This window comes from Vibrio sp. YT-15 (assembly GCF_033337445.1).
GTDB lineage: Bacteria > Pseudomonadota > Gammaproteobacteria > Enterobacterales > Vibrionaceae > Vibrio > Vibrio alginolyticus.
Genome location: NZ_JAWOQR010000008.1, coordinates 84,945 through 98,354, shown reverse-complemented (window position 1 = coordinate 98,354; position 13,410 = coordinate 84,945). Strand labels below are relative to the sequence as shown.

Sequence of the window (13,410 nt, the reverse complement as noted above, 5' to 3'; positions counted from 1 at the left end):
TGAATCTTCTTCTTAGGCTATGAGCATTCCTAGTCTTTAGTTATCAATATGTTATATTATTTGTCGTTAGTTCTTGATAAGTTTATCCAAATACAACGAATGTGATGGATATCACATTAAGAGAGGCCATGTGCAGAGTCCAATTACGTTAGAAGCACTCCATATTCTAGATGCTATTGATCGAAGAGGGAGTTTTGCTGCTGCTGCGAATGAGTTAGACAGAGCCCCGTCATCGCTGAGCTATCAAATCCAGAAACTCGAGCAAGACTTAGACATTATTATCTTCGATCGCTCTGGTCACAAAGCCCATTTTACTGAAGCAGGTAAGCTTATTCTTGAAAGAGGAAGAGCCATTTTACAAGCCAGTGAAAAGTTAGTGAACGATGCAACGTTATTGGCGAATGGCTGGGAACTGGATATTACCATTGCCTTCGATGGCATTATTCCTATATCCAACTTTTTCCCGATGGTTGATGCGCTGGCCGAGGTCAGCTCAACTCGAGTCAGGCTGCAAGAGGAGATTCTGGCTGGTAGCTGGGAGTCGTTGAATACGGGGAGAGCTGATTTACTGATTTGCCCATCACTGGATACGCTTCCTCAAGAAGTTAAGTCAGAAAAAATTGGTAAAATGAGTATGTATTGGGTAGCTTCCGCTGATCACTATGTTCACAAGCGTAGTGGTAAGTTTGATGAAGCAGCGCGAGAAAAGTATCGGATTATTGCTATTGCAGATACCGCACGTGAGCAACCAGCGCTCTCAATTAATATCATTCAAAAACAGCCTCGCTTGACCGTCACCAACTTTACGGCAAAAGTAGAAGCGCTCACTGCAGGTTTGGGTATTGGTACATTACCAAGCCAAATTGCACAACCTCTTATTGATAGTGGTGTATTGAAACGAATCGAAGGCACTGAAGAACAGCCGATGGATATTATTTTGGCATGGCGCCGGAACACTATGGGTGAGGCAAAATCCTGGTGTATTCAGTACTTAAAAAAGAATTGGAAACTAAAGTAACAACGTAACTTTTAACTCTTAGATTCCCATTGATTATCGAATGTAAGAAGTAAAAGTCATCGCTAATGCTGCGCTTTTCAATTTAAAGGGAGCACCATATCTGCCGTACCGTCTGCAAACTGGACATCGATCTCAAACCCCAAGTTCTGAGCCAACATCAACATTCCTCTGTTTGTTGGCATGGTCATTCCAGACATTTGCTTTGTGCCTTTAACTTTGCAATAGCTGATTATTTTCTGCATCAGCACTTTGCCTAAACCTTTTCCTTTCAAATCTGAACGAATCAAAATAGCAAACTCAGCGTCACTATTGTCTGGTGTAATCAATGCGCGGGCTACCCCTATGATAGACGGTCCGTCAGTATTAAACGCTACCGCAACAAACGCCATTTCGCGGTCGTAGTCGATTTGAGTAAAGTTTGCCAAAGCCTCATGGTTGAACTCTCCAACTTCAGAAAAGAAACGTTTATAGAGATCTTCTTTCGATACGCTATTAATGAATTGAGCATGTAGCGGCTCATCCTCAGGCAAGATAGGACGAAGCAGGATAGGTTGGCCATCTCGAAGCGTTACAGTTTCGACAAACTCTGCCGGGAAAGGGCGAATCGCTAGCCGTTTTTGGGCGTCTCCTTCGTATTTACACAGTGTGACATCTGCATCAAGGATAGTTAAATCGCTTCCGGACACCAGTACTGGATGGATATCCAGTTTTTGTATTTCTGGTAACTCAACTGCCATTTGGGAGATACGAACCAAGAACTTCGACAACTCAGTAATATCGAGCGCATCTTTGTGTTTCTGCAGGCGAATCTTTCCAGACTTTAAGGCAACAACGACAAGGTAGCGCGCAAGCGTCATGTTCAAAGGAGGAAGTGCAGCGACGGCATCTTGGGCTATATTCCACTCAGAGCCGCCTTGACCAAGCAAGATCACTGGTCCAAAGACTTTATCTACTGCAATACTAACCCGTAGCTCTTCAGCGCTGCCGAGCTTTGCCATCCCTTGTACCAACAGCCCATGTACATTGGCGGAAGGGTAACTGAGCTTTACAGTATCTAAAATGGATAGCGCTGCGTTGGAAACTTCTCGACTGTTTCTTAAATTTAGAGCGACACCGTGAACATCCGATTTATGAGGAATGTCTGGAGAACGCAATTTAACCGCAACAGGATATCCAATATTTTCTGCCATATGAACGGCTTCAATGTCGTCAGATGCAATCCACGTAGGCAAAACGTTAAACCCGAACAGCTTAAATAATGGGCTGGTTTGATGCGTATCCAAGGTGACTGTGTTTTTATCCAGTAGTCGTTCGTTTACCCATTCTTTTGCTGAACTCACACTTCCAGAATGTAATGGCTCTGCCGTCGTTGGCGTTTCCATTAGTTGTTTCTGGTTTCGTCTGTATTCGACCAAGTGCATGTATGCTACAACCGCACTTTCAGGTGTTCTATAGGTTGGAATGCCTGCTTGAGTAAAGGCCAGTCGCGCTTCTTTCGACGTTTGTTCTCCTGACCAGTTGGTCAAGATATTAAAATGCTTATGCCGAGGGTGAGATTTGATGGCATTAATAACGACTTGAGCAGTTTCAAGAGGATCAGAAACAGCAGAAGGACTATGCATAATCAATATCGCATCTGCACAGTCGTTATTCATCAGTGCGTTAATGGTATCAATATAGCGTTTTTGGGTTGCGTCACCAGACAGATCAATTGGATTTCGAGCACGCCAGTTGGATGGAAGTACTGCTTGTAATTGCTCAATGGAAGCGTCATCAAGCGTTGCGAGTTGGCCACCACGTTCAATCAAAGTATCAACGGACATAACAGCAGGGCCGCCGCCATTGGTGATGATCGCTAAACGCTCTCCACGAAGTGGCACAGAATGCGTGAGTGTTTCTACCGCGGCAAAAAGCTCATGCGTATTGCTGACTCGTAACATACCAGTTCTGCGAATAGCAGAATCGTAAATTACGTCAAGTGTATCTCCGTCTTGCTGCTCAAAAGTATTCATCTCTTTAGAGCGGCCCGCTTTTAGCACCAATATACGTCGGTTACGTGAAGCGGCGCGCGCAGCAGACATAAATCGGCGAGCGTCTTGGATATTATCAACATAAAGCAGAATAGCTTCAGTGTTTCCATCCATACTCAAATAGTCGAGCAAATCTGCAAAATCGATATCTTGTCCGCGCCCAATCGAAATGAACGAAGAAAAACCAATGTTCTTATCATTTGCCCAGTCTAAAACCGTGGTACAAACCGCCGCGGATTGTGAGATGAAAGCAATTTTTCCGGGTTTAGCTGCAACAGGGGAAAACGTGCAGTTAAAATTGTGCCAAGGAAGGATGATACCTAAGCTGTTTGGGCCTAAGACTCGAATGTTCAATGATGAGATATCTAAAGGATTAGGGTCATCAGAGATAACAATCGCAAACGGTGTGCCTCTCTCATCTAGCTCTTTAAGCAATTGCTCGTTACGTGAAACGTTCGTACACAAAATTGCAATATCTGGCGTATAGGGCAGGGAAGCTACATCAGGGTAAGCGATCACGCCAGATACGGCTTTATATCGCGGCGTTACTGGCATAATCGCGCCACCAAATCCACTTTGTAGAAGGTTGCGCATCACAACATGTCCTGCTCGCAATGCTTTTTGAGATGCCCCAATAACGGCCACAGAGTTGGGTTTAAAGAGTTTATGTAGTTTATTCATGCTGACTCCTGGCCGTTTGTAAGTCACGTTGGCTTCTCGGTTTCATATCAATCATAAACGAATAATTTACTGATAAAACATCTTCAGACCAGACATTGCAGAAAATGTGTACGATGCTTATGGAGTTTGTGTTATTCATCACATCAAAATCACAGATTATTGTATTTGATGCTTGATAAACGGCCCTGCTATCGGCATGATTTATCGTAATATTTATCCAGAGCATTTGTTACTTCATGAAAAAAATCGCAATCATCGGCTTGTCAGTTCTGCTTTCTGCTTGTGCATCTGAAACTTACATCACGGATGTGACCTCAGAAAGTTACCGAGAGGACTACAAATCAGATCGTATCTCTAAACCAATTATGGCGTCTGAAAACGCTGTAGTAGAAAAAGACGTACAACCAACTGTTGTGAAAATGACGGCAAAGCCTGAAGAAAAGAAAGTAGTCAAGCTAACGCCAAAAGAGCAGGCGAAGCCAGTTAAGATCGTACCACCAAGTAAAAAGCAAGCTGGCATTCAACGATTCGGCTATACCATTCAAGTCGCAGCTGTGGGTAGCCAAGCTAAAGTCGATCAGTTTGCAAATAAGCTGCCACAGAACGGTCAGCCAATTTGGGAAAACTACAAAGTTGTAAACGGTACTAAGTGGTTCTCAGTTTTATACGGAGACTACGCAACAAGCGCAGAAGCCAAGCAAGCGATTTCGACTTTGCCAGCTCAATTTCAGCAGTTAAGACCATTTGTTAAAAGCATTGATGCAATCAAAAACTCAGCTTACCCAACGCTTAACAAATTAAATTAACACATCAAATAAGGGAGCGAATAGCTCCCTTATTTATTTGCTCAAATCCTATTCGAACAACATTCCTCACATTAAAATTACTGTACGTCACACTTCAAAGGTTTATCATAATAAATAGTATCTTTTGTAGGTCACGGAAAGATGGATTCATGATTAAAAATATTCTTTTACTATGCGGCGGTGGCTCTTCTGAGCACGAGATTTCATTATTGTCTGCAAACTTTGTCGAACAACAACTAAATCTTATTGAAGACGTTCACGTTACACGCGTAGAAATAAAAAACGAAGGTTGGATGACCAACCAAGGTGAGTTGGTTTACTTGGATCTCAATACCAAGCAGTTGTGCTCAAGTGAATCTAATCAAACCATTGATTTCATCGTGCCTTGTATACATGGTTTTCCTGGCGAAACAGGCGACATTCAATCTCTGTTTGAAATCGCAGGTATTCCTTATCTTGGCTGCGGGCCAGAAGCGAGTAGCAATAGTTTCAATAAAATCACATCTAAGCTTTGGTACGACGCTATTGGCATACCCAATACGCCATACTTATTCTTAACGCGAAACGATGAAGAAGCTCACGTTCAAGCTCATAAAGCCTTTGAAAAGTGGGGAAAAGTTTTTGTTAAAGCCGCTCGCCAAGGCTCTTCCGTTGGCTGTTACAGTGTCACAGAAAAAGACAAGCTTTCTAATGCAGTAAATGATGCTTTTGGGTTTTCTGACCAAGTGTTGGTTGAGAAAGCAGTAAAACCTCGAGAACTTGAAGTTGCTGCATATGAGATGAATGGCCAACTACATATCACTAAGCCAGGCGAGGTCATCGCGCCTGATGGTGCTTTTTACTCGTACGATGAAAAGTACAGCAGTTCAAGTCACTCGCTCACAGAAGTTGAGGCGAAGAATCTAACTCAAATACAATTAGATTCCATCCAACACGCGTCAGAGACGGTATTTAAACAAATGAATCTTCGTCATTTATCTCGTATCGACTTTTTCCTAACGGAAGATGATGAGATTTACTTAAACGAAGTAAACACATTTCCAGGAATGACTCCGATCTCAATGTTCCCTAAAATGCTTCAAAACAACGGGCACAAATTTCATGAGTTCTTGGAAGATTGTATAAACAGTGCAAAGTGATTAACGTTATCGAGACGCGTTTTATGATACAAGTTGTTTTCTAGAGCAAGGATTATTCAAGCCGTATTTGAATATTGCTCAGTAGCAATTATGATTATATCAACGCATTAAACAGATGACTCAGTGGTATGGCGATTTCAAATTATAGAGGTTTTAACCTGCAGTCAGTCGGATCAGATGGCAGTGTTTGGAAGGTTAAAATCAAGAACCACGTTTTACAGGGCAGTTTGACGGCGGTAAAGAAAAGCATTGATTGGTGGTGTGACACCGCATCGATTATTGATCCCAAAGAGTTTGCTTCACTCGGACAAAGAGTGCAGCAAACTGGTGTTGCAAAATCAGAGGTCTTTAACGGCTATACTATTCAAAACGATACAGGCCAACCTAACTCTTGGTACTGTATGTTTAATGGTAAACTGATTAAGGGCAGTAAAGCCGCTATTCAACGCCATATCGAAGCTTATTTGGTTGCAAAGCAAAAAGCGATGCAAGCTCAACAACAAAAGAAACAATAGAATGACTCTGGTATATTCAACAGAAACCGGTCGAATTAAACCGGAAGAAGAAAAAGTATCTCGCCCTAAAGGCGATGGTGTTGTTCGGATTCAGCGCCAAACGAAAGGCCGTAAAGGTAAAGGCGTATGCATTGTTACAGGTCTAGACTTGGATGATGCACCTTTAAAGTTATTAGCGGCAGAACTCAAAAAAGTCTGTGGCTGTGGTGGCTCTGTAAAAGATGGCAATATCGAGATTCAAGGTGATGCTAGAGACAAGATCAAGGCACATCTTGAAAAGAAAGGCATGACAGTCAAATTAGCCGGTGGCTAATTTAATATTTCCAGTAAACAAAAATGGCGTCTAAAGAAATAGACGCCATTTTTTATAAGTTGCTAATTGAAGAGCAAGCAATCGTAGATTGATAGATCGATATTAGCTATTTTATGGTAAATAACCATTATGTTTAATGCTCACAGTAAGGCCCTTAAATTTAAAATCTGCAGGGGGAATAGGAGCATACTCAGACAACATTTAGCGTACAGCAATACACAATTTAACATAATATACATAATGCGCACTAACGGTACCGAGTAGTAATGAAAATGCAAATAGATATAAACACAAAAAACACTGCATCAAGTAAAAGATAAGGCAGACGCTCTTGAGCTTCTGGGGAACTAGCCCAAGCCTGAAAAGATTCAATCATTCCATAATCTCCATAATGCGCACTAAGGGTCTAATAAATCATCATCAGGGTCAGTAACATCATACCAACTACATTGACCACAATAGTCATAACGACAATTATCTAAATCGACAAAAACTAAAAACTCAGATAGCTGTTTGCATTCTGGGCAGGTATCTTCGTATTTTCTTAAAACTGTAAGGTCTTCAGTATCTAAAGTTATAGACATATCTATTTCCTCGCTAATCTATGAATCATTTCACTATCTCGACATAATGCGCACTAAGGGTAAGGTTTGTAATGGTCGATAACCAAATCCCAAAGGAAGTAATAAATAACGCTAGCAAAAAACCAAAGCGGTAAATGCCAAAATGAAAACTCATAAGAGCCTAGCCAAGCAAAAATCGAATCAATCATTGCGATAACCTCCTACAAGCAGCAATACCAGCAAGAAAACACCAAAGAAGATAAACCCTTCATAAACATCATAAATCCATTCCATAATTAAATCAGGTGTGAACCTGCCAAAGATTAATTTCATACATGTTCCGCTTCCTCGAAGCGATTTTCGCAAGCTCAATATCACTTCTTGCGGCGAGCGGTCTAACTAGAGGCTGACCATCTGAATAGCATTATTGTTCCCCAAATGCAGAAGCCCCAGAACAAAGCCCAAAGAATGTTTATCAACATTGCTATATCTGAACAGGAACGTTTTGTTGAAGAATGTCAGTTGGCTTTTCGCGTTGGCCGCAAGTGAAGATCCTTTCTGAATCTTCCCAAGTTACCCGATAGACACAATCCGAAAGAGCCTCGAACTGGTAGCCGATATCAACCAAATCTGTATGGTCGAAGCTGAAAAGTTTATCCGTGCCGTCGTAAACATCGATGTATATCTTGTAGAAAGTTAGGTCACGGTTTAACTCAGTGATTGGCCTCAAACTAGCTCCTGCTATTTGTTTTGCGTAACCAGTGACAAAAAAATCGTAACCATCTAAGGGACCAAAATCAGATTTAGACTTTTTCTTTGCTGGCTCTGCCGTTCCTTGTGCTGTTGGCGTGCCAGCTGGAATTTCAACGTTAACATTTTGCTGCTTTACTGGTTCCGGTGCTTTTTCGGATTCAGGCCACCACGCCATGATATTGATAGGCAAACCAACACCCAAAAGCAAAGCGGTACCGATAACAGGCCATCGCTTCCAGAAAGGTCTAATGTCTTTGGCTTGCGCTTCTTGCACATGCTTGTTGGATTGAGAGTGACTTTTATAAAACGGAAAATACTCAGACTTGTAAGATCGTATCGACGTATTAACCACCTCACCGTTGCAACCATCTTGAACCTTTTTGGTGTATGAATTGCTGGAACCCATTGCAGTATTTTTAGTGCAACGGTAAGTGACTTCAATCATATCTTTGATATCACGATGCACCTTGCGTATGTTCTGAGTCAGCAAGATGATATCGACACCATAGTGACGGTGTATCGAAAACCACTCAAGAATAGCAGCCGGAAGCCCACGAGATGGTAAGCTCATATGAGCCTCATCAACAACGTACAAAGGCCCCTGTCCTTTCTCATTTCGCCACTCATCTGAATAATCTTCAATTTGACTAAAAGGCCGACTTGTAGAGCCAAAATCGGTCAAGCGACCGTCAACTATCTTGATTAGGTCGCGCACATCCTCACCGAATATCTTTGCAAACCAATCAACATTGAGCGTAATGTTAGTGATAACTTTACGCCCTTCCTTAATGGCCGGAATGATGTGATAAGCCACGGCCTCGTAAGTTTTACCGCCTCCAGGTCTTCCTGCTATTGCATAAATCATGAACCTAACCTCGTAAACGGGATCAATTGAAGCAACAAACGAATAGTGATTGCAGCAAGGATAATTGATAAACACTGAGGAACGCCGACCGCAGCCAAAACCCATGAGACAGTTGGAGGAATCGACGTCATATACTGACTCATATCAACAGGCGCAAAGAGCGCGAACACGCCAGAAAGCAGCATGTTAACCATCTCCATTACCTGTTCAACCGCCCAGAAAAACAAGTCCTTAAGCATGTTAAAGAGCGAAACTAAAAGTTGATACAGGAACACAAGAAGCTTATTAAATAAATCGACTAACCAATCCATATTAACCCCCGAAAATGACACGACGCGCTGCGAAGATGGACGACATAATCAGAACTGCACGAACAAAGCCGAAAACCCAGTCAAAACTAATGTGTTCTTCAAAACTGAAGTCACCAAAGAAAGGAACCGGCAGAACGAAAGAAGGACGTTTAGCATTAGACAAATCAATGTCGCCAAACGAATTAACAAAGTCGTCAATCACATTGTTTTTTAGATCATTCATTTGACCAGACACCAAACCACCTAGCCCATTTGGATAAGCAGACTGATAAAAGCCAGTACAATTACCAGACTCGATACAAGTCCCCCCCGTACCAGCGCCGGACGTGTCAGTGTTGGCGATTCCATCCAGTGTTTCAGAAATACCAGAGACATCCTCAGCAATACCATCCATAGCGCCAGCAATTTTTTCAACGTCCTCACCAACTCCGTTAATAGCATTGGTGTTTTTGTTCACCGATGATGTTATGTCAGCATTGGTCTGTTGAATAAGAGCCTTTGTTTTACGATAGATTTCATTATCGTTAAGTTGCTGCTTTTGAATGGCTTGCGTATTGGTAACAACTGAGGCATTCAGTGCAATGATTTGATTCTGAACATCAGCACTTGATTGATTAATGTCGATATTCATCTCATTAAGAGCCTTGTTAACATCCTTATTCATTCCAGTTATTGCGCTAACAACTGCCGTATCTGTTGATTCATCTGTTGGCGGGTCTTCTACGTCTGGCTCATCCGTTGGTGGCTTAGGAACCACAACGTCACTATCAGAGTCCGGTAAAACGCTAGGGTCTTGAATGTCACCGCCTGTAGGGTCGTCAGGGTCGTGTGTTGGGTCAGTGACGTCGGGGTCGTCCGGTTGAGTAATTGGCGGATAATAAGGGTCATTCGTATAGTCATCAGCAGAACCAACACATTCATTTCCCGTGTAATAACTCTCTTTTACTAAGTCGCCACCGGACGCAAAATAAGATTGCTTAGCCTCGCACATTCTTGTTGTTTCACAGTAATAACGAGTAGTTGTTAGAGGTTGCCCATCTTCAGGAATGAAGCCAGGCGAAGGGGCGTCTTTTGCTTTTAATTCTTCACATGTTTTAGGTGGTAACTCACAGTTACCTGATTGCTCATTTATTACTTGACCTTCGGGACATTGGACTCGAACAATCTCGAAATCAACGTAATAATCAAGCCCGTTTTTGGCTGTACAATAAAGTCTTTGGTCCCATTGGTTGTTTTTATAATGCGAATAGGTGCAGGGTTTAACTGTTTCAGAGACACAATTATGTGATGTGGCCCATTTAGCCCCCAAGGCATCTATAGAACCCGCTTTTATAGTACTCCCCCCACACAATTGACTACCATAAACAGCGTAATAAGTTTCTGTATCACCTAAAGCACTAAACGAAACACTCAAAAGTATCAACAGTGCCGCAATGCTTTGTTTAATACTCATATATAAACCTCATTAAAAAAGGGGACCGAAGCCCCCTATCCTCTAAAGTTTTGAGAGGCCACAAATCCAGCCATGCCACCCAAAAGCACAAAGACGATGAGAATGACATCGTGAAGAATGGCCAACATAAACTTAAGCCTTATTCACAGCACGCTTAGCAAGAGTGATGGATTTAAGAGCCATAGCGATACCAACAATTAGCAAGCCAGCCGCACCGATTTTGGTCGCAACGCCAGCAAGGTCGATTGCACTGAATGGGTCAGCACCTGCCTCACTTGCGAAAGCAGCACCAGAGAAAGCAGTCACAGCAACAGTAGCAGCACCACGTTTTGCGAATTTCTTCGCTTGATTGATGTATTTCATAAGTACCTCAGAGAAGTTTGATTAAACGTAAAGCCATCTTGATGGCATAGGTAGAAATGAAGCCCCCAAAGAACACCAAGGAAAAACCAAGGCCGAACATTTGAGTGGCTTCAGGGCCAGTAACCTGAGTGAAATCCATCAGCGAACCGTATTCTTGAGCCGTAACCATGACGTAACCGCTACAAGAAGCAGCATCAACTTCAGGAACGACAGCAATAAAACCGTCAGCGTTTGGAAGTGCGCACACAGGCATAATTAAAAACCTTACTTAGCTTTTTCAGAGACAGGACTGTCGAACAGGCTGCGAATGACTTTGAAGTCACAAACCAAGTTGCGACGCGGGTCTTCTGGGTCAGGTTCATACTCGAACTCAACAAGAGCCGGACACATCGTTGTTTCGAATTTAGCGAGAAGTGCATCGTTTGGCGCAAATGGAACCTCGACAGATTCAATACCAAACGCAATTTGAGAGCCGTTTTCGTTTTCCCAAGGCTTCAACGCCTTACCAGCAAACAAACGACCAATTTCATATTTTTTACCAGATTGCTTACCAACGCCTTTTGAGTAAGTGCCACCTGTTAGAACGTAACGAACAGCCATGCTAATTCTCCATTATCTCTTTGATTATGTGTTTGTATGTATCAGGCAAGTTGAGCAAATCACCCTGCGTATCCTCAGATATGAGCAACCCGAAAACTTTCTCCAAGTCACCATCCAAGTACTTAGCAATATCCGCTAACGTGCGGCCAACTTGACGACGAGCCCAACGAATGCGCCCGTGCATATCGAGCGCAACTTGTTTCTTTTTTGTAACCACCTTTACTGGAGAGCTGGATACGATAGATGCGCTATACGCACAAATTCCGGCGAAGTAACCGCTGATATTGAGAAGCACATCGATTGGCATCTCCTTCAGCTCACACTCACTTCTAAACCAAAACAGATCGAGCCCAAGCTGAGCAGCCTTGTTATAAATACGCCAGTAAATACGAGATTTGCGATTGCCAACCTCGAACGATTCATTGATAACCTTGCCGGAAGGTTCAGCGAAATAACGCTCACCTGCACTAGGGCCGCAACCCCTATCAGATGTGCGAAACGCATTATCGGCATAGGCTTTTTTTGCATACTCACGACCGAACAAGCCGTGGAAGTCATCGACTGCAAGGTCGATTCGAGATAGACGGTTACAGTCGAGAAGCTCTAACCACCAATGCAAACGGAATGCACTTGTGTGCTCAAAAACGTGTTTGCACCCTAGCCCCTCAATTTGGAAATAGCAGGTTCCGCGATTGCCACCCAAAGCAACAAAACCAACGTGCTTGTTAGAGTGTTTGGTCATCAAGTGACATGAATCCTCGTAACCGTATAACCCCTTACCGCGCCAAGGTGACATGCGAAGGCCAAGAACGTGCAAGCAAAAAACCTCCAAACGTTCCATCATTGAAACGTTCCATTGCTGTTTGTATCGCTCGATTAACTTTTCTTTTTGCTCAGGAGTTCTAGCCATACGGTAATTTGGCTTAGGGATTGGAGCCCAGATAGCAGAAGAAAGATCTGACTTGTGAGCGTGACGCAAAGATGAGTAAGGGATTGTCCAAGACAGGTAATCAACAAAAACAAAAGGACTCGCCTCAGTATCGATTTCCAATTCTTCAGGGGTGAATACTTGTTTTTTCATGTTCTCTGAAAACCTGTCAAGAGTAAATTTATTGCATATCTTGGGTAAATATTTTTACCTTGTCAAGATACTGTATGAAAAAACACTCCTTATAATGAGAAAAAACATGGACTCAATAAGGGGTTTAACATGCTAAATGAGAACATTAAGAGACTCCGAGAGGAAAAAGGAGTCACTCAGCTTGAAATGGCTAAATCTGTCGGAGCATCGGCAAAAACCGTTATGAACTGGGAATCAGGCAAGACTGAGCCAAAAGCATCAGAGCTAGTTTTAATAGCTAAAAGACTTGGGGTATCAGTTAATGAAGTACTTGGAAGAGAACAGAATCCGCACGAAAGACTGATAGAGAAAATTAGTTCAGCGATTGGAGATTTCAACGACGCGGAGATCGAATCACTGTCGATAATGGTCGAAGGTTTGTATTTGAGGAATCAAAGCAACAGAGCTAGAAATAATTTCTCCTCAGATAAGACTCGCTAACGCTCAAACACTGGCGCGCTACGCTTGCGAATACACGGAGAACACTGATGGTTCAGTGGAATTTACCCCCGTAATACTAGACGGGGGTTTAGCTCCGCTTTTAGGTCCCTCCCGCAAAGCGGGCCCCTCCCAAAATGCTCGCTCAAACGGTCGTTAGCAAGCGGTATGTTAAAAAATGACATACCGGAAAGGGTTGGTATGTCATTTCTGTAGTGCAGCATTATGTGTGTTATGTTACGGGCTCTCACTTGAAAACGATTCTCTCTCATCTGCACCACGAACAAGTTCGGCTGAGCCACTTCGCACCGCCCACCTTTTCGGCGTTCTAGGCCAAAGGCGAACCGCTCAACATAACACTCACCCATAATGCGCACTAACGGTACCGAGTAGTAATGAAAATGCAAATAGATATAAACACAAAAAACACTGCATCAAGTAA

17 protein-coding genes are annotated in these 13,410 nt (G+C 42.8%); 6 read left to right on the top strand and 11 right to left on the bottom strand.

Annotation, left to right across the window (positions count from 1 at the left end):
• Positions 1–130: 130 nt before the first annotated feature.
• Positions 131–1,018: a LysR family transcriptional regulator gene (locus tag R7D93_RS15965; protein WP_017634152.1), complete on the top strand. Its 888-nt coding sequence runs from the start codon at positions 131–133 to the stop codon at positions 1,016–1,018.
• Positions 1,019–1,095: 77 nt separating this feature from the next.
• Here R7D93_RS15965 and R7D93_RS15960 read toward each other — a convergent pair whose 3' ends face one another.
• Positions 1,096–3,729, bottom strand: a complete 2,634-nt coding sequence (locus tag R7D93_RS15960) for a bifunctional acetate--CoA ligase family protein/GNAT family N-acetyltransferase (protein WP_213867715.1) — start codon at positions 3,727–3,729, stop codon at positions 1,096–1,098.
• A 236-nt stretch (positions 3,730–3,965) separates the two neighbouring features.
• Here R7D93_RS15960 and R7D93_RS15955 point away from each other — a divergent pair, with 236 nt between their 5' ends.
• The 4 genes from R7D93_RS15955 (at position 3,966) to yciH (ending at position 6,502) form a co-directional block, all read left to right on the top strand.
• A complete protein-coding gene (locus R7D93_RS15955; RefSeq protein WP_005390018.1) occupies positions 3,966–4,535 on the top strand; it encodes an SPOR domain-containing protein in 570 nt (189 codons plus the stop codon).
• 149 nt (positions 4,536–4,684) lie between these two features.
• On the top strand, positions 4,685–5,674 hold the full coding sequence (locus R7D93_RS15950; protein WP_033907069.1) for a D-alanine--D-alanine ligase: 990 nt from the start codon (positions 4,685–4,687) through the stop codon (positions 5,672–5,674).
• Positions 5,675–5,802: 128 nt separating this feature from the next.
• Positions 5,803–6,189, top strand: coding sequence for a DUF3319 domain-containing protein (locus R7D93_RS15945; protein ID WP_005376294.1), 387 nt, complete (start codon positions 5,803–5,805; stop codon positions 6,187–6,189).
• A gap of 1 nt (position 6,190) precedes the next feature.
• Positions 6,191–6,502, top strand: a complete 312-nt coding sequence (yciH, locus tag R7D93_RS15940; protein ID WP_005376292.1) for a stress response translation initiation inhibitor YciH — start codon at positions 6,191–6,193, stop codon at positions 6,500–6,502.
• 398 nt (positions 6,503–6,900) lie between these two features.
• Here yciH and R7D93_RS15935 read toward each other — a convergent pair whose 3' ends face one another.
• The 10 genes from R7D93_RS15935 to R7D93_RS15890 all read right to left on the bottom strand — a co-directional run bounded on the left by R7D93_RS15935 (position 6,901) and on the right by R7D93_RS15890 (position 12,491).
• Positions 6,901–7,086 carry a hypothetical protein gene (locus R7D93_RS15935; RefSeq protein WP_225495891.1) on the bottom strand — a complete coding sequence of 62 codons (186 nt, stop codon included), beginning with the start codon at positions 7,084–7,086 and terminating at the stop codon, positions 6,901–6,903.
• Positions 7,087–7,139: 53 nt separating this feature from the next.
• Complete coding sequence (locus R7D93_RS15930; RefSeq protein ID WP_258458589.1) at positions 7,140–7,274, bottom strand: hypothetical protein; 135 nt, start codon at positions 7,272–7,274, stop codon at positions 7,140–7,142.
• A complete protein-coding gene (locus tag R7D93_RS15925) occupies positions 7,267–7,398 on the bottom strand; it encodes a hypothetical protein (RefSeq protein ID WP_263856372.1) in 132 nt (43 codons plus the stop codon). The genes R7D93_RS15930 and R7D93_RS15925 overlap by 8 nt, the downstream gene beginning before the upstream one ends.
• A 151-nt stretch (positions 7,399–7,549) precedes the next feature.
• Positions 7,550–8,683 carry a zonular occludens toxin domain-containing protein gene (locus R7D93_RS15920; protein ID WP_225495889.1) on the bottom strand — a complete coding sequence of 378 codons (1,134 nt, stop codon included), beginning with the start codon at positions 8,681–8,683 and terminating at the stop codon, positions 7,550–7,552.
• Positions 8,680–8,994: a DUF2523 family protein gene (locus R7D93_RS15915; RefSeq protein WP_225495887.1), complete on the bottom strand. Its 315-nt coding sequence runs from the start codon at positions 8,992–8,994 to the stop codon at positions 8,680–8,682. The genes R7D93_RS15920 and R7D93_RS15915 overlap by 4 nt, the downstream gene beginning before the upstream one ends.
• A 1-nt stretch (position 8,995) precedes the next feature.
• Entirely contained in the window at positions 8,996–10,447 is a 1,452-nt protein-coding gene (locus R7D93_RS15910; protein WP_225495885.1) for a hypothetical protein, read from the bottom strand.
• 132 nt (positions 10,448–10,579) lie between these two features.
• Positions 10,580–10,810, bottom strand: a complete 231-nt coding sequence (locus tag R7D93_RS15905; protein ID WP_225495883.1) for a phage coat protein — start codon at positions 10,808–10,810, stop codon at positions 10,580–10,582.
• Between the two features lie 7 nt (positions 10,811–10,817).
• Positions 10,818–11,063: a hypothetical protein gene (locus R7D93_RS15900; RefSeq protein WP_017636224.1), complete on the bottom strand. Its 246-nt coding sequence runs from the start codon at positions 11,061–11,063 to the stop codon at positions 10,818–10,820.
• An 11-nt stretch (positions 11,064–11,074) separates the two neighbouring features.
• Positions 11,075–11,410 (bottom strand): hypothetical protein, encoded by a 336-nt coding sequence (locus tag R7D93_RS15895; protein WP_033905312.1) that lies wholly within the window; start codon positions 11,408–11,410, stop codon positions 11,075–11,077.
• A gap of 1 nt (position 11,411) precedes the next feature.
• Positions 11,412–12,491 (bottom strand): replication initiation factor domain-containing protein, encoded by a 1,080-nt coding sequence (locus tag R7D93_RS15890; RefSeq protein WP_225495881.1) that lies wholly within the window; start codon positions 12,489–12,491, stop codon positions 11,412–11,414.
• Positions 12,492–12,620: 129 nt separating this feature from the next.
• Here R7D93_RS15890 and R7D93_RS15885 point away from each other — a divergent pair, with 129 nt between their 5' ends.
• Positions 12,621–12,971, top strand: coding sequence for a helix-turn-helix transcriptional regulator (locus R7D93_RS15885; RefSeq protein WP_017636227.1), 351 nt, complete (start codon positions 12,621–12,623; stop codon positions 12,969–12,971).
• Positions 12,972–13,410: the final 439 nt, after the last annotated feature.